Below are 20,735 nucleotides of genomic sequence, written 5' to 3'. Positions count from 1 at the left end.
ATACGGCGCTGAATCTTCCCGGCAACGGCCGTTCTAATCGGTAGCGAAAGGTAATTGCACCGGTTTCGCCGGTGCCGCAGCGAAATCGAAGCCTAGGTATCGCTATAAATTGGAAAAGGGAATTCAGCATGGTGAATGTCGCGATCGTCGATGATCATGAAATCGTCCGCGCCGGCTTGCGGGAAATCCTCGCCAACGAACTGGGCATCGGCATCGCCTTCGAGGCGGCCAGCGGCGAGGACGCCTTGTCCCGCCTGCCGGAATGCCCATGCGACGTGTTGCTCCTCGACCTCGCCCTGCCCGGCCAAAGCGGCGTGGACGTGCTGCGCACCCTGCGCCAGCGCTATCCGGATCTGAAGGTGCTGGTGCTCACCGGCTACCCGGAGGAACGCTACGCGCTGGCCATGCTGCGCCACGGCGCCGACGGCTACCTGTGCAAGGAATGCGGCCAGGATGAACTGCTGCGCGCCGTGCGTACTCTGGGCCAGGGCCAGCGCTACCTGTCGCCGCGCATGGCCGAGTTGCTGGCCGACGAGGTCGCCGGCAACGGCTCAGGCGCCGCCCACGATCTGCTGTCGGAAAGAGAATTGCAGGTCTTTCTGCACCTCGCCCGTGGGCAGTCGGTATCCGACATCGGCAAAGCGCTGCACCTCAGTATCAAGACCGTGAGCACCTACCGCACCCGCCTGCTCGACAAGCTGGGAGTCGCCAGCAATGCCGAACTGGCGGCCTATGCGCTGCGCAATGGGCTGCTAGCCGACTGAAGCATGGCCCGCCTGCCGAAAAACGCCGCCCAAACCCCACTGACGGTCATCCTGATCGAGGATTCGCCCGTGCTACGGCAAACCCTCGGCGCCCTGCTCGACGAACTGTCCGCGGTCGCGGTGGTCGGCGAAGCGGAGGATGAAAGCTCGGCCCTTGAACTGCTGCAGCGCCGGCAACCCCAACTCGCCATACTCGACCTGGAACTCAAGGCCGGCAGCGGCTTCGGGGTGCTGCGCGCACTATCCCGGGCCCCGGATCGCTTCGGCCGCCCGCGGGCGGTGGTGTTTTCCAGCCACGGCAACGCCGTGGTCCGCGAGCGCTGCTTCGCCCTCGGCGTCGAACGTTTTTTCGACAAGGCAACCCAGTTCGACGACTTGCTGGCCTATGTCCGGCAGGCTTCTCCCTGCTCGGCCTGACCGCTGGCCGGCATGGCGGTGCCGGGCACCGGGATGCCGATACGAAGCCGGGTCCCGCCCCCCGGCTGGCTGTCCAGCGAGAAATCGCCGGCACACATCAGGACCCGGTGCTTCATGCCGGCCAGCCCGTGATGCCGGCCGCGCTCCCAACCGGTCTTGAATCCCCGGCCATCGTCTTCGATCGCCAGTTCGAGGCGCCCTTCCGTCACCCGCATGGCCAGTTTTACCGTTCGGGCCGCGGCGTGCTTGCGGATATTGGTCAGCGCTTCCTGGGCGATGCGAAAAACGGCCAGCGCGGTAGCCGGCGCCAGCAGCAGGTCTTCGGTCGGCAATTCGAGTTGCAGTTCCGGGTTGCCTTCCCCCTCGACAAATTCCTGAGCGAGGATGCGCAAGGCGTTGATCAGGCCCAGTTCTTCGAGTAGCGGCGGGCGCAGGCCGTCGATGATACGCCGCTTCAAGGCAATGCCGCTGTCGAGCAGGCTGTCCAGCCGCGCGAGCCGTTCCCGGCTGGCTGCCCCCGCTGCACCCTTCAGTTGGCGGGCGATCCAGCCGGACTCCATCTTGGCGGCTGTCAGCAACGCCCCCAGTTCGTCGTGCAGTTCGCGCGCCAGCCGCGCTTTCTCGGACTCGCGGGCGTTGGTCAGATAACTGGCCAGATCGCTCAATTCGTCAGTGCGCGCCTGGACCAGCGCATCGAGCCGCTGATTTTCGCTGTGCAGCAACGCTGCCAATTGCTCGCGCAGCTTGAACTGGCGCTCGACGACGAAAAACAGGGCGACCAAGAGCGCCAGCGCGGCGCCGGCCTGGATGGCCACTACCCAGCGGGTGCGTTCGACATGGCCGGTCGAGCGGTCGAAAGAATCCTGGGCCTCGGCCGCCAGGCCAGCCTTCAAACCGAGGATGCGTTCGCGGATGCGATCGGTGTAGCGCTTGCCCTGGATGCGCGTTTCCTCGCCGGCCGAGCCGCGCTCGACCGCCTGTTCCAGACTGCGCAGCTTGATTGCCACCAGGCCGGACAGATCGGCCAGCGCCTCGTCGTTGCTGCTCAGCGCGCCCAGATCGCGATGGATGTCTTCCAGCGTCGTACCGATGGTGGCCCGGCTTTTGTCATAGGGCTCGAGATGCGCGCGATTGCCACTGAGCAGGTAGGCGCGCACAGCGCTCTCGGCGTCCATCAACTGGATCAGCAAGCTGTCGAGATGCTCGACACGCACCGCCTGCTGCCGCAAATCACCGAGCGCCTTCAGGCTGGCCGTCGCCTGCCAATGGCTGGAGGCCAACAGGAGCACCACGAAGGCGCCGCCCAGGGCAAGGAGCAGATGGTGCCACTTGCGCGCGAGGTGGCCGTTGTGGCGCTTCAGAAAAGCGGTGGGCATGGGTTTCGTCCTTCCCTCCATTCACGGAAATAGTCGACCGGGTTATGCAGGAGTCGTCCTACAGGCAATTCAGTTTGATCTGACAGCAGACCTAACGGCCTGTTCCTAAGATGAAATCACCGTCGGCACGTTCAAAGCCGGATCGCTGTTTGACTGGCGATCCGGCTCAGCCGGCAAAACGGAAAGGAATAATCATGCTGAATAAGAAATCCGGTATCGCTACCCTCCTGCTGCTGACCGCTCTCACCGCCTGCGCCGGCAATACGGCCAAGGAAAGCACGGGTGAATTCATCGACGACAGCACGATCACCACCAAGGTCAAAACCGCTTTCGTGCAGAGCAAGGAAGTGAAGGCGACCAACATCCAGGTCGAGACTTTCAAGGGCACGGTCCAGCTTTCCGGCTTTGCCGACAGTTCCATGGAAATCGAACGGGCAGCCCAGATCGCCGCCAAGGTATCCGGGGTCAAGGCTGTACGCAACGATATCCGCCTGAAGTCGGCTCAATAACGCGATGGTCCCGCCAGAACCCGGCGGGACTTATTTGCTCACCCCACCTTATTAACGTAAGCAGCCTCTAAACCACCGGCGTATGGTGTTGCCGATGCCATTGGGCAAACTCCGACGCCGGTAGCGGTTTGCTGAACAGGAATCCCTGCACCTGATCACAGCCATGCTGCTCCAGATAGTGCAGCATGGCTTCCGATTCTATCCCTTCGCCGATGATGTCCAGCTTCAGGTTGTGGCCGAGGGCAATGATGGCCTCGGTGATGGCCCGGCTGGCCGGATCGGTGTCCACGCCGCGTACGAAGGACTGGTCGACCTTCAGCTTGTCGAGTGGCAAGCGGCTGAGACGGCTCAGGCTCGAATAGCCGGTGCCGAAATCGTCGAGTGCGATCTTGACGCCCAGCGCCTTGAGCCGGTTCAGGATGTCGCTGGCCTCGTCGTCCGACTCCATGACCGTCGTTTCCGTGACCTCCACCTGTAGTGCGGCCGGGTCGATCCCGGCTTGCGCGATGATGCTGCCCAGGCGCTCCGGGAATCCGCGTTGTCTGAACTGCAGCGGCGAGACGTTGATCGCAATGGTCACCGGCATGCCCTCGCGGCGCCACGCCTCGTGCTGGCGGCACGCCTCGATGGCGACCCATTCGCCGAGGTCGCCGATAAGCCCGGCCGATTCGGCGATGGGAATGAATGCGGCCGGACCGCTCACTTCGCCCTCGTCGTTGTCAGCGAACCGAACGAGCGCTTCGGCACTGATCAACTCGCCGCTCTTGGCGTCGATCACCGGCTGATAATGCAATACCAGCCGACCGTACTTCAGAGCCTCCCGCAGGCGGACTTCGAGCAGATAGACCTCGTCGGCCCGCCGATCCAGCTCCGGCGTATAAATCTGATAGTTGGCGCGGCCCGATTGCTTCACCTGGTACATGGCCAGATCGGCCGCATGGATCAATCCCTCCAGATTGTCGGCATGTTCGGGATAGAAGCTGATACCGATGGAAGGGGTGATGGATACCTCGATGGAATCGATTGCGATGGGTCGCCGCAGGCTGTCGACCACATGCTGGGCAACCGCCGATGCCCGATGGGCGTGACCGTCCGGATGCCCGAGAATGATGACGAACTCGTCGCCGCCCAGACGCCCGACCAGATCCTCGTCTCGCGTGCAGTCCTTCAAGCGCTGGCCGACCTCCTGCAGCACGCGGTCGCCCACTTCATGGCCGTATTGGTCATTGATCGGCTTAAACCGGTCGAGATCGATGAAGAGGACCGCCCCGTGCCCACGGGTACGATGGGCCGCCGCCAGAAGACGGCTGCCGTACTCGAAGATGAGCGCCCGATTGGGCAGGGCAGTAAGCGGATCATGCAGCGAGGCTTCGCGGGCCCGCTCTTCAGCCTGTTTGCGGGCTTGAATATCGGTATGGGTGCCCACCAGCCGGGTTACTTTGCCGTGTGCATCCGGATCGGTAGCCATCGCCTGACAGAGTATCCAGCACCAGCTGCCGTCTTTTTTGCGATACCGCACTTCCGTGCCCTGATAACCGTCTCGTGTCCCCTGAATGATTTCTTCGAACATCTGGTTGATAAGCGGTCGGTCCTCTTCGTGGATGAGGGCGACCCAGTCCCCTACCGTACCCAATTCTTCGCAGGTGTAACCCAGCATGGCGAACAACTCGTCTTCGGCCGGCAGCAGTTTTTGCGTCGCAATATCGACTTCCCAGACACTTGTATTACTGGCCTTGAGCGCCAAGGCCAGGCGACGCTCGCTTTCCTGCAGGGCGCGCTCGGCCCGCTTGCGCTCGCTGATATCGACGAGACTCAGGACACCCAGGGTCACGTTGCCGTCGGCGTCGCGGATGGGCGTTCCGTTGTAGCTGGCAATCAGCGTATCGCCATGGTCCTTGCGGCACACCTTCAGTTCCTCGTCGCTGAAGGATTCACCGCGCAGCACGCGGGAAAGCGGCCATTCATCGACCGATAGCAAGCGGTCGCTGAGATCGAACATTTCAAAGGACTCGGCAAATTCCTCCACCCGGCGGCGGATCTGCTCGGGAGCGTGGTAGTGCAGTAGCTCCAGGGCGGCGGGATTGGCATCGATCACCCGGCCCTCGGCATCGAAGACGACGACCCCTTCCTGGAGGCTGTTCAAAATACCCTGCAAGCGGGCCTTGCTTTCCTCCAGTTCACCCTGAACCCGGCGCTCTTCGGTCACGTCGACATTGATGCCGACCATGCGTCGCGCTATCCCGGCTTCATCGAAAAACACCTGGCCGCGCGCACTGATCCACCGAATCTGCTCATCATTGCGGCGCTGGATGCGGAATTCCGCGACATAGTCGCCAGTCCGCAGGGCGACTTCGACGGCAGCCATCGCCGCTGCCCGGTCCTCTTCCAGCAGACAGTCCAGCCAATCCTCGTCCCGCCCACCGAACTCCTCCGGCTTGAGGCCGTAGAGGGCCAGCATCTCGTCGTACCAACGGTGTTCACGGGTTTGGACATTCCATTGAAACGTCCCCGACCGGCCTACCCGGAGCGCCAGACGCAGTTCCTCCGTCTGCTCGCGCAACAGCTTTTCCGAATTCCGCCGCGCCGTGATGTCGATTTGCGTCAACAGCACCCGGTAGGCATGACCGGGAAAATCCTCCAGCGCGACGCCCCGCCCGAAGAACCAGTGATAGCTGCCGTCCTTATGGCACAACCGGTATTCGAGATCAAGTCCGCCACCCGGCCCCTCCATGGCCGCCAGGATGTCCTTGGTGACACGCTCGTGATCCTCCGGGTGCAAACGGCGCGACCATTCGCAAAAAGTGCTGGGCAGCTCGGCGTCCTCGTAACCGAGTTGCCGCTTCAGTTCCGACGAAAGATAAGTGCCCCTGTTTTCAAGATCCAGCTCGGCATATCCGACGCGGGCGATTTCAGTAGCCAGGGTGAGGCGCAACTGGGCTTCGCGCAGCGCTTCTTCGGTACGTTTGCGCTCGCTGATGTCTTCCGCCACGCCGATGAAGTATTCCGGCTTGCCCCTGGCACAGCGCTGCAGCGACACCGCCAGGCGGACCCAGAGGACCGTCCGGTCCTTGCGCAGCAAACGCTTGTCGACCTGATAGTGGTCGATGGCGCCGGCAAGCAGCTTGCTATCCAGATCGAGGTTGAGGAGTACATCGTCGGCATGGGTGATATCCGAAAAATTCAATTGCGTCAGCTCTTCCCGGCTGTACCCAACAAGCTGACAGAAGTAGGTATTGACCCGCTTGATACGGCAATCCGGCCCGTAATGCACCATCGCTGCCGCCGCTTTATCAAAGCCAGCCCGGTACACCTCGAGGTCGCTCGGCGCGTCCTGTCGCCGCTGCAGCATGGCCAATTGCGTACGCAGATCGCTGGATTCGTCTCGAAGATCCTCTTCCGTCTGCCGGTGCGCCGAAATATCCCGGACGGCCGCGATTACCCGTTTTTCGCCGGAGATTTCAAGGGGGCTCAGGCTGATTTCGACCGGGAATTCGCTGCCGTCCGCTTTCAGTCCCCATAGATCCAGACCACTGCCCATCGGGCGCGTCTTCGAGTTTCGCTCGTAGCCGACCCGCTGCAGGATATGGCGTTCGCGCAGACGCTCCGGTACCAGCCGTTCGAGGGGCAGTCCCAGCAAGGCGCCCTTGGCGTAACCGAACATGCGTTCCAGTTGCGAATTGACAAATTCGATAATGCCCTTATACACGACCAGCATGGCGTCGGGGGTCGCTTCAAGCACACCTTGAAACCGCTGCTCCGTCACCCGCCTATCGGTAATGTCGCGCATGGCGATGGCGACGACCAGGACGGTACCGTCGGGGTCGGTGATTGGACTGATGCTGGCATCGAAATAACGCTGCTGATTGTCCTGCGCCAACAGTTCCATCGGGAGGCGTAGCGCTTCACCGTCAAAGGCGCGCTGGCAAAGCTCGATGACCGTATTGGCAAGCACCGGGAAGTTTGCCAGCAACTGCTCCAGGTTTTGGTCCAATTGCGGTGGCGTGCCGGTGATTTCGGTTAACGCGCCCCGGAATGCGGCGTTGAATGCGACCAATTGCCGTTCCGAATTGACCGCCGCGAAAAGATCGTCGGAGCTTTCCAGCATTCCAGGCAAAAAATTAGCCACTTGTTCCGGATACGCGCCCCCCGACCGCTCGGGGGAAATTTCAACTGATGCCCCACGGACGAGGTTTATGGCCATGAGTTATTCCTCCTTTACGCCACATCTTCCGTAAGGAACGGTTGACAGCCGGCAATACGGGAGGTTGCAGCCGATATAGCCGGTGCCAAGCGGTATCCCGGCATCCGGCCTGCCGCATCGCGAAACAGTGTGGGCGTGTAAAGGGGTGTGTCAATAAGCCAAGTGGCCCATACAATGACATTCGCAAAGGATTGTGCCGGGGCCTCGCGGACTTCGCGCCCCAGGCAGTCCGCTTTGCCGGTCAGCACGTGTTTCGACCAACTCTCTTAAAAACGAAAAGGAGACACCATGCAGGGTATCCAGTTGCAATCCCCCACCCATCTCGACAACCTCCGCCTTGCCCAGTTCGCCGACCCCGGCGCACCCGGCTCGGGCGAAATTCGCGTCCGCATCCACGCCAGTTCGCTCAATTTCCACGATTACCTGGTCGCTGTCGGCGGCCTGCCCACGGCAGCCGGGCGCATCCCGCTGTCCGACGGTGCCGGCGTCGTCGAAGCGGTCGGCCCCGGCGTCGACGAATTCAAGGTGGGCGATCACGTGGTGTCGTGTTTCTTCCCGACCTGGCAACACGGCGAACCGCCGGTCGCCGGGTTTGCCACCACGCCAGGCGACGGTGTCGATGGCTATGCCCGTGAGTATGCCGTCCGCCCGGCCGGCTGGTTTACCCACGCCCCGGCCGGTTACACGCATGCCGAAGCGGCGACGCTGACCACCGCCGGCCTGACCGCCTGGCGCGCCTTGGTGGTCAATGGCGGCCTGAAGGCCGGCGACAGCGTGCTGACCATGGGCACCGGCGGCGTATCGATCTTCGCCTTGCAGATTGCCAAGATGATGGGGGCGACGGTGATTTCGACCTCGTCTTCCGACGCCAAACTGGAGCGCCTGAAAGCCCTCGGCGCGGACCACACCATCAATTACCAGCAAACCCCGGATTGGGGTGCCCGGGTGCTGGAATTGACCGACGGCCGCGGCGTCGACCATGTCGTCGAAGTGGGCGGCCCGGCCACCCTGGCGCAATCGATCACCGCTGCCCGCATAGGCGGCCACATTGCGCTGATCGGCGTCCTGACCGGCATCGAAGGCAATGCACCGATCCTGACCCTGCTCGCCAAGCAGATTCGTCTGCACGCATTTGTCGTCGGCAGCCGCAACCACCAGCAGGAAATGGTCCGCGCCCTGAGCGCAAACAAGCTGCGCCCGGTGATCGACCGCAGCTTTCCGCTGGGCGGTCTGGCCGACGCCTTCCGGCACGAAGAGTCAGGCCGGCATTTCGGGAAAATCTGCATCGAGATTTGACCGGCTACCGGGTCCGGTGCCTTACTCGACCCGGAGCATCCCTTTCATGGTCGGATGCAGGGTGCACACGTAGGGAAACTCGCCGGCCCGCCGCGCCTTGTATTTCCACGACTTGCCCGCGGCAATGGAGTGCGAGTCGAAAACGCCGGGCGCGGTGGCGGTGTGCGGGAAGGGGTCCTTGTTGATCCAGACTACCGTTTCGCCGCGCTTAACCGTCAGGGTTGCCGGTTCGTACTGCGTGCCGTCCATGACGACAGTGTGGCGGACGGCCGGTACGGTGTCGCGCGCTTCACCGGCCGTCGGCAGGATGGCCACTGCCCAGGCGAGCGCGATGGCCGGCAGGAGGCGCCATCGGGTACCGCCCCGGCGCAACGACGACCGCGGCATAAAGTGGCCGCGCTACTTGTTCAACGAAGCCTGAAGCTGCTTCGCATGCTCGAGGTGCGCCGCGATGGCGGGCCGGGTCTTGGTGATCAGGTTCTTCAGCTCGTCGTTCTTGGCATTGGGCAGCAGCGTCTTGTCGATGGAATCGAGCACGGTCTGGTGGAAGGTCACTTCGTTGTCGATGTAGGCCTTGTCGAAGTCCGTTTCCTTCATGCCTTTGAGCTGCTTCTGCATGTCGTCGCCGCCGGCCTTGAGGTTGCGGCTGGTCGGGTTGTCCTCCGGTGTCACCTTGAGCTTCTTGACCAATTCGGAAGCCTGTTTATTGACGCCGGTATGGTCGGTGACCATCTGCTTGGCGAATGCCTTGACGTCCTTGGACGACGCTTTCGACTCGGCGACTTTGCCGGCGTCGATGTCGATCTGGTTGGCGGTGACGACGATGTGCGCAATCTGCGGATCGGTTGGAGTGGTCGCCGTCGTGTTGCCCTGGGCCAGCGAAGCTCCGGCACCGAGCAGCAGGGCACTGGCAAGAATGACAGCCGATGTTTTCACGCTTGTTTTCCTTGTGAGATGGGGGATTGCCGAATCATCCCATTCGCGGCGCGCCCCTCATATCGGAGGACGCCGCGGCGAGCATCGGAATGCGCGCCGACCTGTGTCGGCATTGCGCCCTGCTTCGAAAAAATTTCTCAGGACGGGTGAATTGCTGCGTGGCCAGCCGTCTAAGCTGAATAACAAGCAACAACAACTACCCCGAAGCGAATCCCAAAAGGAAAGGAAAAATCATGCCGACCGGTACCGTCAACCTGCATCGCGTGCTGCGTGCCAAACCCGAAAAGATCTACCGCGCCTTTCTCGATGCCGAAGCCCTCGCCCGCTGGCTGCCGCCCAATGGCTTCACGTGCAAGGTCGATCACCTGGACGCCAAGGTCGGCGGCAGCTTCCGGATGGCGTTCCGCAATTTCACCACCGGCAACGGCCATTCCTTCGGCGGCCGCTATCTCGAACTCGCGCCGAACGAGCGCATCCGCTACACCGACCAGTTCGACGACGCCAAGCTGCCAGGCGAGATGGTGACCACCGTCACCCTGCGCGCCGTGGTCTGCGGTACGGAGTTGAAGGTCGTGCAGGAGGGTATCCCCGAGCAGATTCCGGTGGAGTTCTGCTACCTCGGCTGGCAGGAGTCGCTGGACCACCTGGCACGCCTGGTCGAGCCGGAAATTCCAGATTAGACCTAATTTTCACCAAAGGAGAATTGCCATGAGCGAAGACGCCATCCACAACCCCGTCGGCTGGTTCGAAATCTACGTGAACGACATGCAGCGGGCCAAGACCTTTTACGAAGCCATGCTGGGTACGTCGTTTACCCGGCTGGAAGCGCCAAACCAGCCGCCCGGCATGGAAATGTGGGCTTTTCCCATGCACGAACACGCCATGGGCGTCACCGGGGCGCTGGTCAAGATCCCCGGCCTCGAAGCCGGCGGCCACAACATACTGGTCTATTTCCGCTGCGCCGACTGCGCCGTCGAAGCGGCGAACGCCGCCAAGGCCGGCGGCCAGATCGTCAAGGACAAGATGTCCATTGGCCAGTACGGGTTCATCGTGCTGTTGAGGGACAGCGAAGGCAACATGATCGGCCTGCATTCGATGCAGTAAAGGACAAGATACTGACCAACGCCGGCCGGCAAAGCAGGGGGCGGTAGAATTACCCTCTCGTCACATGGAGGGATCAATGTCATCGCTCGCCCGAATCGCGTCCGCACTGCTGGTGGCGGTCGCGCTGCATGCCTCCGCCCTCGCCGACGGCACCAGAGCGCCATCACACAGCCAGGCGCTCGTCCCCTTCGCCAGCGCGGAGGGTCTGGATAGACTGGCCCGTACCAATGCAAAAACCGACTTCGCGCCCCTCGCTAATCAGTTCGAAGCGCAGGCGACAATAGCCTTCTGCGGCCCGACCACGGCGGCCATGGTCCTCAACGCCCTGGCCCCACAAGGCGAGGAGGCGCCGCGCGATCGCAGTCGCCTGCTTCCCGCGGACAGCCGTTACCTCCCTGGCGGACTGGAATTGACCGTGCGTCGGCATACTCAGGAAAGCGTTATCGCCACCGGCAAAAAGACCAGGGCACAGGTCTTTGGGGAACCCAGCCTGATCGACGGCAAATTGTCCCGTGATGGCGGCTACCAACTGCGCCAGCTCGACGAACTGCTCCGAGCGCACAAGGTCGAGACGCGCCTGGTCATTGTCGATGACCGCAAGGCCGAGACCGATATCCGCCAGGACCTGATCGACAACCTCAACCGCGCGCAGGATTTCGTCATCGTCAATTACCACCGCCCGACCATCGGCCAATCGGGGGGCGGGCATATTTCGCCGCTCGCCGCCTACGACGAGGCAAGCGATTCGGTACTCGTCCTCGATGTGAACCCCAGCCTGCACCTCTGGGGCTGGATGCCGTTGGCGACCCTGATCCAGGGGATGAAAACCCGCGATATGGCCGAGAACAGGGGCTACATCCTGGTTCGCTCCCGTTGAGCGCATCCCGTCGGCGCCAGGTGGCGTAGACTATCGGTTCAGTAATCCGCTGACCGCATCGCAAACTTATAGTAGCCTTGCGCTCCTTTCGCACATCGACCTCGGATTCGCGCATGACAGGTGGTTTGTCGCACGCCACATTCAATCGCTCCGGTCTCGTCCGCATCCTGTCCGAAACCATCCCGGACGCCATCGATCCCAAATACGACCTCGGCGAACGGCTCGGGCAATGGCTGGATTTCGCGGACGCACTGGCACTGTACTCGGCACTGAACAGCGGTGGCGGGGCGACCTCTGTCGCCGGTGCAAACGCCAATCCGGCCGTCCGGCCGCTGCATGACCAATTGGCGCGGGTGCGCCGCAATTTGTCCGACTCCATCCTCAACGACGGCGTTTTCAGCGCCGAAACGGCCCGCATCCGCTTCCCGACCCCATTGCCGCAGGCGACGGCGGAAAGCGCCGCGGATTTCACGCCCTACCATCGCTACTACCTGGCTCACCAGCGCGACATGAGCGCGGCCATCGGCGCCCTGCGGGCCAATGCGCGCAAGGCCCTGGCCGACCACTCGCCACCCCTGCGCCAACTGGCCGAAGTGGACGCCAGTTTCGAAAAAATCCTCGCTGCACGCGAGCGCACCCTGCTGGGCACGATCCCCATGCTGCTCGCCAAGCGCTTCGCGCAGCGCTACCAGGAGCACAGGGACAGCCTGAGCGAAGCCGCCGCCGACGATCCCGCCCTGTGGACGCAACCGGGCCGCTGGCTTGAAGCCTTCTGCCGCGACGCCCAGGCCGTCCTGCTCTCCGAACTCGAACTGCGCCTGAAACCCGTGGCCGGCCTGATCGCCGCCCTCGGCGCCCCGGGCGAATCAACCGAAACAAGCAAGCAATGAACCGCAATATCAGTATTTCCGCTTTCCTCCTCGGCCTGGTGGCCGTGATCTGGGTCGCCGCCGGTTACATCGGCGGCCATGGCATCGCCTTCGCCGTCTCCTGCGCCATCGCCGTGGTGTACCTGGCCGGCGCCGTCGAGATGCGCCGCTACCACGGCAACACCGCCGAGCTGGCCAGCGCCCTGCGCCAGATTCCGGACGACCTCGCCCACCTCGGCGAATGGCTGCAGCAGGTGCCACCCGCCTTGCAGAACACCGTCCGCCTGCGCATCGAAGGCGAGCGCGTCGCCCTGCCCGGCCCCAGCGTCACACCCTACCTGGTCGGCCTGCTCGTCCTGCTCGGCATGCTCGGCACCTTCCTCGGCATGGTGGTGACGCTGAACGGCGCCGTGCTGGCTCTGGAAAGCACGACCGACCTGCAGACCATCCGCTCCGCGCTGGCCGCGCCGGTCAAGGGCCTGGGCGTCGCCTTCGGCACCTCGGTGGCCGGCGTCGCCGCCTCGGCCATGCTCGGCCTGATTTCGGCGCTCTGTCGGCGCGAGCGCCTGGTCGTCGGGCAACTGCTCGACAGCAAGATCGCCAGCGTCCTGCGCGACTTCTCCCTCGTCCACCAGCGCCAGGAAACCTTCAAGGCACTGCAATCACAGGCCCAGACCCTGCCCGACCTGGTCGGCAAGCTCGACGCCCTGATGACCCAGATGGCCGAACAGAACCGCCAGTTGGGCGACCACCTGCTGGCCGGCCAGCAAAGTTTCCACCAGGAAGCCAAGGGCATCTATAGCGAACTGGCGCAATCGGTCGATCAGTCGCTGAAGGCCAGTCTCAAGGACAGCGCACGGCTGGCCGCCGAAACCATCCAGCCGGTGGTGACGGCGACCATGAACGGCATCGCCGGCGAAACCCGCGCCCTGCACGACAAGTTGTTCGGCAGCGTGCACACCGAACTGGACGGAATTTCCCGCCAGTTTGCCCAAAGCGCTTCCGCCGTCGGCGAAAGCTGGAATCAGGCGCTCATCCGCCACGAAGAAGCCACCGACGCCCAACACCGCCACCTGCAGACGGCCTTGCAGGGCTATACCGACAGCTTCGAGCAGCGCTCGGCCGCCCTCCTCGCCTCGGTGGAAACCGCGCATGCCACCCTCCGGGCCGACGCAGCGCAGCACAACGCCACGCAGTTGCAGACCACGCACGACACCCAGCAGCAGTTGGCGAACACCATCACCTCCCAGCTCGACAGCGTCGCTGGCCGGCTGGACCAGGCCGTCGCCCAGGTTGCCGAAACCTGGCAAGGCGCACTGGCTCAGCATGCGGAGACCAGCGTATCCCTGAACCAGGGGCTGCAAACAACGCTGACCGCCTTTGCCGACACCTTCGGCCAGCGCTCACAGGCGCTGCTCGACGCGGTCGACAGCAACCACGCCGCCCTGACCGGCGAACTGACCGCCGCCCACGCCGCCTTCGCCCAAACCACGCAGGACCAGCAGGCCGCGTTGACGCAGCAGGTGGCCACCCAGCTCGACGGCATCGCCACCCGTTTCGACGGTGCTGTCAGTGCCGTCGCCGACACCTGGAGCAGCGCCCTCGCCCGGCATGAGCAGGCCAGCGAACGCCTGACCAGCGCCCTCGACCAGACGCAGACCGCCCTTGCAGCCACCTTCGCCGAACGCACCGCCGGCCTGCTCGCCGAAATGCGCGGCCTGCAAGCGGATTGGCAGAACGAATGGGCTGCCGGCGAACAGGCGCGCCAGGCCACCTTCGCCGACGCCCTGGCAGCGATGGCCGGCAAGCTGGAAGCGCAATGGCAGCAGGCCGGCGATGCCACGCTGGCGCAACAGCAACAGCTCACACAGTCGCTCGGCGACACCGCCCGCGAACTGGTCGCCGCCACGCAGCGCCAGGCCGAAACCACCATCGCCGAAGTCACCCGCCTGATGCAGACGGCGGCCGAAGCGCCCAAGGCCGCCGCCGAAGTCATCGGCCAGCTACGCCACGAACTGACCGCCAGCATGGCCCGCGACAACAGCCTGCTCGAAGAACGCAGCCGCATCATGGAAACCCTCGGTGCCCTGCTCGACGCCATCAACCATGCCTCGACCGAGCAGCGCAGCGCTATCGACGCGCTGGTCGCCTCGTCGGCCGAATTGCTCGAACGCACCGGCGGCCAGTTTGCCGCCAAGGTCGAGAGCGAGGCCGGCAAGCTGGTCGACATCGGCGCCGGCATCGCCGGCGGAGCGCTCGAAGTGGCCAGCCTGAGCGAAGCCTTCGGCCACGCCGTCGGCCTGTTCACCGCCTCCAACGACAAGATGATGGCCGCCCTGCAACGCATCGAAGGCGTCCTCGCCAAGTCGCTGACGCGCAGCGACGAACAGCTCGCCTACTACGTCGCCCAGGCGCGCGAGATCATCGACCTCAGCATCATGTCGCAGAAGCAGATCGTCGATGATCTGCAGCGTGCCGTCGGGCAAGCGGCCGAAGGTTGAGCATGGACGAGAACGACGCCGGCGTCGAACACGCCACGCCCATCTGGGCCGTTTTCGGCGACCTGATGTCCGGCCTGCTCGGCGCCTTCGTGCTGATCCTGGTCGGCGTGCTCGGTGTGCAACTGGAATTGGTCAGCAGCCTGGAGGCCGAAATCCAGAAGCGCCAGCAGGAAGAACAACGCCGCATGGCGCTCGAAAAGGCGCTGGCCGGCCCGCTCGCTTCGGGCCGCGTGACGCTAGCCAACGGCAAGATCGGGATCAGCGGCAACGTGCTCTTCGCGCTCAACTCCGACCGATTGCAGCCGGAAGGCCGGCAACTGCTCAAGGGACTGGCCCAGCCCATCGGCGCCTACCTGGCGGCCAGCGAGCAGATGCTGATGGTCAGCGGCTTTACCGACGACATGCCGGTACGCGGCAGCAACAGCCAATTCGCCGACAACTGGGAACTCTCGGCGCAACGGGCGCTGACCGTCACGCGCACGCTGATCGAGGACGGCATCCCCTCCTCCGCCATCTTCGCCGCCGCCTTCGGCTCGCAACAGCCGGTCGCCGACAATGCCGACGCCGAAGGCCGCGCTCGCAACCGGCGGGTCGAAATGGCGCCGGTTCCCAAGTCGGCGCCAGCCAAGAAGGACGGCAATGGCTGAGTTGCCGGCCGACAGCAGCGCCGAACCGGGCAGCAAGCTGGCTGCCCTGCGCGAAAGCGGCGCCGACCGTTTGGCCCCGGTCCGCTTCGCCTACCTCGATGCGCTGGCCCGCCGCGCGGCGGAGCAACCGGAAGCGATCCGCCGCGTGCTGAGCACCAAGATCGCCCGCGAGGCCGATGCACTAGCCGCCCGGCACCCCCAACCGACGGCTGCGAAAACCGGGAAAACCAAGCCCCCAGCCCCAAGCCCGCTCGCCGAACTGCTTGCCTACATCGGCGAGCACGCCCTCGCTGCACCGCCAGCCAGTCAGCCGGCACCTAGCGCCCGCCCGGCACCGCATCCGGCAGCCCAAACCCGGCACAAACAGGCCAGCGAACTGAAATCCGTCGCCTACTTCCGCGCCACCTGGTCCAAGCTCAGCACCGAGCAGCAACTGGCGCAGACGCTGGCCCAGGCCCCGGAAAACGCCGGCCCGATGAACTCCCAGCACCTCGTGCTGCGCTCCCTGAGCGCCATGCGCGATCACGCCCCGGACTACCTGCAGGGCTTCATGTCCTACATCGATACGCTGATCTGGCTGGAGAATGCGTCGCCGATGAAACCGGCGACCGGTGAAGGCGAGAAAAAGGCGAAAACGACGAAGCGCGGCTGAGGCGGGAGCGGCTGACTACTGTTCGACCATTCCCGTCGGCGGATTGCCGGTACATTGCTGTCCAGCAACCCGCCGTTCAGAGATCACCCCAGCGCCAGCTTGACCGATTCGGCCAGCGGCGTGGTCGGCCGCCTGATCAGGGCGCTCAATTGCCGGCTGTCATCGAACAAGCCGCCCTTTGAGGCACCGACATCGGACTCGGCGAGCAGCGTCGCCAGGAAATCCGGCAAGCCGGCGCCGAGCAAGGCGGCCTTGAATTCGCTTTCCGGCAAATTTTGGTAAGCCACGGCCTTGCCGGATTGGTGGGCAATTTCGGCGGCCAGTTCGGTCAGGGTGTAAGAGTCGTCGCCGGCCAGTTCGTAAATGCGCCCGGCCTGGTTTTCCTGGGTCAGCACGGCGGCCGCCGCTGCGGCGTAATCGGCCCGCGCCGCCGAGGCAATCCTGCCCTGCCCGGCGCTGCCCAGCACCACGCCGTATTGCAGCGCGGTCGGTACCCCGGCCGTGTAGTTCTCGGTATACCAGCCGTTGCGCAGGATGACCGCGGGCAGACCGGAAGCGCGGATCAGGCTTTCCGTTTCCTTGTGCTCGGCCGCCAGCGGCAGGGGCGAGGTATCGGCATGCAGCAGGCTGGTGTAGGCCAGCAGACCGACGCCGGCCGCCTTGGCCGCATCGATCGCGGCACGGTGTTGCGGCACGCGGCGGCCAACCTCGCTGGCCGAAATCAGCAGCAGCTTGTCTGCCCCTTTGAAGGCCGCCGCCAGACTGGCCGGCTGATCGTAATCGGCCTGGCGAACCTGGACGCCACGCGCCGCCAGATCGGCCACTTTCCCGGGATTGCGCACGGCGGCGACGATTTCGCCGGCCGGCACTTTGTTCAGCAGGGCTTCGATAACCAGTCGGCCGAGTTGGCCGGATGCTCCAGTAACGACGATCATGATTGAAATTCCTTTATTTCGGAGAAGGGAAGCTGCAGAATAACGACAACGCTAACTTTTAGTAAGTACGCACCAAAAGGTAAGCTCAAAATGCATAACAGCGATGAAACCACTCCTAGGCTTTCCGACCTCATGCGGCGCGGCGAACTGTTCTCGGAAAAATGTCCGTCCCGCGAGGTCCTGAAACACGTCACCAGCCGCTGGGGCGTGCTGTTGCTCGTCGCCCTGCTCGGCGGCACCCAGCGCTTCAGCGACCTGCGGCGCAAGGTGAACGGGATCAGCGAAAAAATGCTGGCCCAGACCCTGCAATGGCTGGAAGGCGACGGCTTCGTCGAACGCATCTCCTACCCCGTCGTGCCACCCCATGTCGAATACCGGCTGACCCCTCTGGGCCTGGAAATCGGCCTCAAGGTCGAGGCGCTGGCCGACTGGATCGAGGTCAAGCTGCCGGAAATTCTCGCTGCGCAACGGCTCAATGATCGCGGCAACCAGGGCAACGCCGCGGGTAGCGCCGACCGGATTGCCTAGTATCGATTTCCTGGCATTGGCGTCTCGTGCAGCTGTCGCATGAAACCTGTCCGCGCCCATAATGTCAGTCATGACACTGGCGGCGTAGAGGAGAGGCAGCATGCCCTATTCGCATAGGCTCGGCACACGCACCTACCATTTTGCCAATTTGAGGGAAGTGCTGGCCAAGGCGAGCCCGCTCCGCTCGGGCGACATGCTCGCCGGCCTGGCCGCCGCGACCGCCGAGGAAGGCATGGCAGCCCGCTGTTGTCTGGCCGACCTGCCGCTCGGCATCTTCCTGGCCGAAGCGCTGATTCCCTACGAAACGGATGAAGTCACCCGCCTCATCGTCGACACCCACGACCAGACGGCGTTTTCCGAAATCTCGCACCTGACCGTCGGCGATTTCCGTAACTGGCTCCTGTTGCCGGAAACGGACGCCACGGTGCTGGCTCGCGTCGCCCCCGGCATCACGCCGGAGATGGCGGCCGCCGTGTCGAAGCTGATGCGCAACCAGGATCTGATCGCCGTCGCCCGCAAGTGCCGGGTGGTGACGCGCTTTCGCGACACCATCGGCTTGCCCGGGCGGCTTGCGGTGCGCCTGCAGCCCAACCATCCGACCGACGACGCCCGCGGCATCGCGGCTTCCATCTTCGACGGGCTGCTCTACGGCTGCGGCGACGCGGTGATCGGCATCAATCCGGCTTCCGACAACCTGTCCGTCTTCATGCGCCTGTGGCACATGCTCGACGAACTGATCCAGCGCCACACCATTCCGACCCAGTCCTGTGTCCTCACCCACGTCACCAGCCAGATTCGGGGCATCGAGCAGGGAGCGCCGGTCGATCTGATTTTCCAGTCCATAGCCGGCACCGAGCAGGCCAACCGTTCCTTCGGCGTCAGCCTCGCCCTGCTCCGCGAGGCGCAGCAAGCAGCCTTGTCGCTGGGGCGCGGCACGGTCGGCAACAACGTCATGTATTTCGAGACCGGCCAGGGCAGCGCCCTGTCGGCTGATGCGCACCACGGCGTCGACCAGCAGACTTGCGAAGCTCGGGCCTACGGCGTGGCGCGCGCCTACTCGCCGCTCCTGGTCAATAGCGTCGTCGGTTTCATCGGCCCCGAGTACCTGTACGACGGCAAGCAGATCACCCGCGCCGGCCTGGAAGACCACTTCTGCGGCAAGCTCCTCGGCGTGCCGCTGGGCTGCGACATCTGCTATACCAATCACGCCGAGGCGGACCAGGACGACATGGACAACCTGCTGACGCTGCTGGCGGTCGCCGGCGTCAGCTACGTCATGGGCGTGCCGGGCTCCGACGATGTGATGCTCAATTACCAGAGCACGTCCTTCCACGATGCGCTCTATGTTCGCAACGTGCTGGGCCTGCGCCATGCACCGGAATTCGAGGCCTGGCTCGAACGCATGCAGATTGCCGGTACGGATGGACAACTGCTGGACAAGCCGGCGCCCCAGTTGCTGCCGTTCCTCGGCGAACTGGCGCAGGCTGGGCAACGGGGAGGCCAGTAGCATGGGCAAGCTCACGACATCCGACAACTGGCAGGCCCTGCGGGTGTTGACCCCGGCGCGCATTGCGCTCGGGCGTGCCGGCTGCGCCTTGCCGACCGGCGAAGTGCTGCGCTTCGGACTGGCCCATGCCCAGGCGCGCGATGCGGTCCATCTGCCGCTCGATATCGCCCGCCTTGAAGCCGAACTGACCGCCGCTGGCTTCGCCAGCCGGCGCGTCCATAGCGCCGCCCCCGACCGGCGCACTTACCTGTTGCGCCCCGACCTCGGGCGGCAGTTGCGGGCGGACGACCGCGAAACGCTACTGGCGGCGGCATCATCCCCGGCCGATGTGTGCTTCGTCATCGCCGACGGCCTTTCCGCCCAGGCCGTGCAAAGCCATGCCGTGCCGCTCCTGCAGGCTTTCCACGCGCGCAGTGCCGGACGCTGGACAACGCCGCCGGTGGTCATCGCCGAGCAAGGCCGCGTGGCGCTCGGCGACGAAGTGGGAGAATGTCTGCGGGCGCGGCTGGTCGTGGTCCTGATCGGCGAGCGGCCCGGTTTATCCTCGCCCGACAGCCTGGGCGTCTATCTCACTTACGGCCCGCAGCGCGGCAGAACGGACGGCGAGCGCAACTGCATCTCGAATGTGCGCCCCGAAGGACTGCCCTGTGACGCAGCGGCGGCGCGCCTCGTCTGGCTGGTGGAAGCGGCCTTGCAGCGAGGGACGACCGGCGTGGCACTCAAGGACGAGAGCGAAATGGCGGCCATCGCGGATGCTGCGGCGCCGGCCGCCGGTCAGCAGACTGAAGAATAGTCCGCCACTGATCATGCCCCCGATTCACCCTAGGCACATTTCGCTATTTCTGCGGGAAATGTATCCCGCCGTCAGTGCCCGCTCTCGATAAGCCGATTCTCGAAGCATTGCCGAGCAAGAAATCCGGAACCAGATCACGGCTGTCATCTCCAACCACACGATTGGAGGTTTCTTATGCCACTTGTCATTTCGCCTGCTTCAACGCGCCATGAGCGCACGCGCCGCCGCTTGGTCGCCGCTCTGCTGGCCGGCGCGCCGGCCTGGTGCCTGGGGGTTTCGCCCCAGCCGGCAGCCAATCGGCGAGCCACACCGGCCCAGACCGAAGGTCCGTTCTACCCGGTGGTCTTTCCCAAGGACAGCGATAACGACTTGCTGCGCAACGGTGCCTTTAGCTATCCGGAGGGCCAAGCCGTCTGGCTCGAAGGAACTGTCAGCGACCTCGCCGGCCGGCCGGTGGCTGGAGCGCAGGTCGAGATTTGGCAATGCGACCATGCCGGCCATTACCACCACCCCGGTGATGGTGGCCGGGCGGACAATCGATTTCAAGGTTTTGGCCGGTTTACCGTTGCGCCCGACGGCCAGTACCGCTTTCGCACCATGCGGCCCGCTCCCTACAGCGGCCGCACACCGCATATCCATGTCAAAGTCCGGCTCGGCGAGCGGGAGTTGCTGACCACCCAGCTGTATGTCGACGGCGATCCCGGCAATCCACGCGATTTTCTGTGGCGTCGTTTGAGCGCCGACGAGCGGGCCGCCTTGACCGTTCCTTTCGTTCCGGACAACGGCGTCTTGCGGGCCCGCTTTTCCATCGTCGTCGCCTGAG

The 20,735-nt window shown here is 64.2% G+C and carries 20 protein-coding genes; 15 read left to right on the top strand and 5 right to left on the bottom strand.

Going from position 1 to position 20,735, the window contains the following annotated elements; all coding sequences use genetic code 11:
- Window positions 1–128 precede the first annotated feature (128 nt).
- Window positions 129–764: a response regulator gene (locus tag LZ012_RS09640; protein ID WP_275710148.1), complete on the top strand. Its 636-nt coding sequence runs from the start codon at window positions 129–131 to the stop codon at window positions 762–764.
- A 3-nt stretch (window positions 765–767) separates the two neighbouring features.
- Window positions 768–1,181, top strand: coding sequence for a response regulator (locus LZ012_RS09635; protein ID WP_275710146.1), 414 nt, complete (start codon window positions 768–770; stop codon window positions 1,179–1,181).
- On the opposite strand, the gene LZ012_RS09630 is transcribed toward LZ012_RS09635, so the two are convergent.
- Complete coding sequence (locus tag LZ012_RS09630; RefSeq protein WP_275710143.1) at window positions 1,148–2,557, bottom strand: sensor histidine kinase; 1,410 nt, start codon at window positions 2,555–2,557, stop codon at window positions 1,148–1,150. The two genes, LZ012_RS09635 and LZ012_RS09630, sit on opposite strands and share 34 nt — an antisense overlap.
- Window positions 2,558–2,751: 194 nt before the next feature.
- Here LZ012_RS09630 and LZ012_RS09625 point away from each other — a divergent pair, with 194 nt between their 5' ends.
- Window positions 2,752–3,066 carry a BON domain-containing protein gene (locus LZ012_RS09625; RefSeq protein ID WP_275710141.1) on the top strand — a complete coding sequence of 105 codons (315 nt, stop codon included), beginning with the start codon at window positions 2,752–2,754 and terminating at the stop codon, window positions 3,064–3,066.
- Between the two features lie 67 nt (window positions 3,067–3,133).
- Here LZ012_RS09625 and LZ012_RS09620 read toward each other — a convergent pair whose 3' ends face one another.
- On the bottom strand, window positions 3,134–7,267 hold the full coding sequence (locus LZ012_RS09620) for a PAS domain S-box protein (RefSeq protein WP_275710139.1): 4,134 nt from the start codon (window positions 7,265–7,267) through the stop codon (window positions 3,134–3,136).
- 288 nt (window positions 7,268–7,555) lie between these two features.
- Between LZ012_RS09620 and LZ012_RS09615 the strand changes: the two genes are divergently transcribed.
- Window positions 7,556–8,563: a zinc-dependent alcohol dehydrogenase family protein gene (locus LZ012_RS09615; RefSeq protein ID WP_275710137.1), complete on the top strand. Its 1,008-nt coding sequence runs from the start codon at window positions 7,556–7,558 to the stop codon at window positions 8,561–8,563.
- A 21-nt stretch (window positions 8,564–8,584) separates the two neighbouring features.
- On the opposite strand, the gene LZ012_RS09610 is transcribed toward LZ012_RS09615, so the two are convergent.
- Complete coding sequence (locus LZ012_RS09610; RefSeq protein WP_275710135.1) at window positions 8,585–8,950, bottom strand: cupredoxin domain-containing protein; 366 nt, start codon at window positions 8,948–8,950, stop codon at window positions 8,585–8,587.
- 12 nt (window positions 8,951–8,962) lie between these two features.
- Window positions 8,963–9,499, bottom strand: coding sequence for a DUF4142 domain-containing protein (locus LZ012_RS09605; protein WP_275710133.1), 537 nt, complete (start codon window positions 9,497–9,499; stop codon window positions 8,963–8,965).
- 233 nt (window positions 9,500–9,732) lie between these two features.
- On the opposite strand from LZ012_RS09605, the gene LZ012_RS09600 reads away from it, so the two are divergent.
- The 7 genes from LZ012_RS09600 to LZ012_RS09570 all read left to right on the top strand — a co-directional run bounded on the left by LZ012_RS09600 (window position 9,733) and on the right by LZ012_RS09570 (window position 16,149).
- A complete protein-coding gene (locus LZ012_RS09600; RefSeq protein WP_275710131.1) occupies window positions 9,733–10,179 on the top strand; it encodes an SRPBCC family protein in 447 nt (148 codons plus the stop codon).
- 28 nt (window positions 10,180–10,207) lie between these two features.
- Window positions 10,208–10,603 carry a VOC family protein gene (locus LZ012_RS09595; RefSeq protein ID WP_275710129.1) on the top strand — a complete coding sequence of 132 codons (396 nt, stop codon included), beginning with the start codon at window positions 10,208–10,210 and terminating at the stop codon, window positions 10,601–10,603.
- 76 nt (window positions 10,604–10,679) lie between these two features.
- Window positions 10,680–11,480 carry a phytochelatin synthase family protein gene (locus LZ012_RS09590; RefSeq protein ID WP_275710127.1) on the top strand — a complete coding sequence of 267 codons (801 nt, stop codon included), beginning with the start codon at window positions 10,680–10,682 and terminating at the stop codon, window positions 11,478–11,480.
- Between the two features lie 113 nt (window positions 11,481–11,593).
- The gene (locus tag LZ012_RS09585) at window positions 11,594–12,370 is read left to right on the top strand and encodes a DUF3348 domain-containing protein (RefSeq protein ID WP_275710125.1); all 777 of its coding nucleotides are present in this window, start codon (window positions 11,594–11,596) and stop codon (window positions 12,368–12,370) included.
- A complete protein-coding gene (locus LZ012_RS09580) occupies window positions 12,367–14,850 on the top strand; it encodes a DUF802 domain-containing protein (protein ID WP_275710122.1) in 2,484 nt (827 codons plus the stop codon). The genes LZ012_RS09585 and LZ012_RS09580 overlap by 4 nt, the downstream gene beginning before the upstream one ends.
- A gap of 2 nt (window positions 14,851–14,852) precedes the next feature.
- A complete protein-coding gene (locus tag LZ012_RS09575; RefSeq protein ID WP_275710120.1) occupies window positions 14,853–15,497 on the top strand; it encodes an OmpA family protein in 645 nt (214 codons plus the stop codon).
- Window positions 15,490–16,149, top strand: coding sequence for a DUF2894 domain-containing protein (locus LZ012_RS09570; protein WP_275710118.1), 660 nt, complete (start codon window positions 15,490–15,492; stop codon window positions 16,147–16,149). Before LZ012_RS09575 ends, LZ012_RS09570 begins: the two co-directional genes overlap by 8 nt.
- 83 nt (window positions 16,150–16,232) lie before the next feature.
- On the opposite strand, the gene LZ012_RS09565 is transcribed toward LZ012_RS09570, so the two are convergent.
- Window positions 16,233–17,084, bottom strand: coding sequence for an SDR family oxidoreductase (locus LZ012_RS09565; protein ID WP_275710116.1), 852 nt, complete (start codon window positions 17,082–17,084; stop codon window positions 16,233–16,235).
- Between the two features lie 90 nt (window positions 17,085–17,174).
- Here LZ012_RS09565 and LZ012_RS09560 point away from each other — a divergent pair, with 90 nt between their 5' ends.
- The 4 genes from LZ012_RS09560 (at window position 17,175) to LZ012_RS09545 (ending at window position 20,734) form a co-directional block, all read left to right on the top strand.
- Window positions 17,175–17,612: a winged helix-turn-helix transcriptional regulator gene (locus LZ012_RS09560; RefSeq protein ID WP_275710114.1), complete on the top strand. Its 438-nt coding sequence runs from the start codon at window positions 17,175–17,177 to the stop codon at window positions 17,610–17,612.
- A gap of 100 nt (window positions 17,613–17,712) precedes the next feature.
- Entirely contained in the window at window positions 17,713–19,119 is a 1,407-nt protein-coding gene (locus tag LZ012_RS09555; protein ID WP_275710112.1) for an ethanolamine ammonia-lyase subunit EutB, read from the top strand.
- Between the two features lies 1 nt (window position 19,120).
- On the top strand, window positions 19,121–19,912 hold the full coding sequence (eutC, locus tag LZ012_RS09550) for an ethanolamine ammonia-lyase subunit EutC (RefSeq protein ID WP_275710110.1): 792 nt from the start codon (window positions 19,121–19,123) through the stop codon (window positions 19,910–19,912).
- A 174-nt stretch (window positions 19,913–20,086) separates the two neighbouring features.
- Window positions 20,087–20,734 (top strand): protocatechuate 3,4-dioxygenase, encoded by a 648-nt coding sequence (locus LZ012_RS09545; RefSeq protein WP_275710108.1) that lies wholly within the window; start codon window positions 20,087–20,089, stop codon window positions 20,732–20,734.
- Window position 20,735 lies beyond the last annotated feature (1 nt).

The sequence above is a fragment of the Dechloromonas hankyongensis genome, from assembly GCF_022012295.1.
In the GTDB taxonomy this organism is placed as follows: domain Bacteria; phylum Pseudomonadota; class Gammaproteobacteria; order Burkholderiales; family Rhodocyclaceae; genus Azonexus; species Azonexus hankyongensis.
This window is presented reverse-complemented; position numbering and strand designations above follow the sequence as displayed.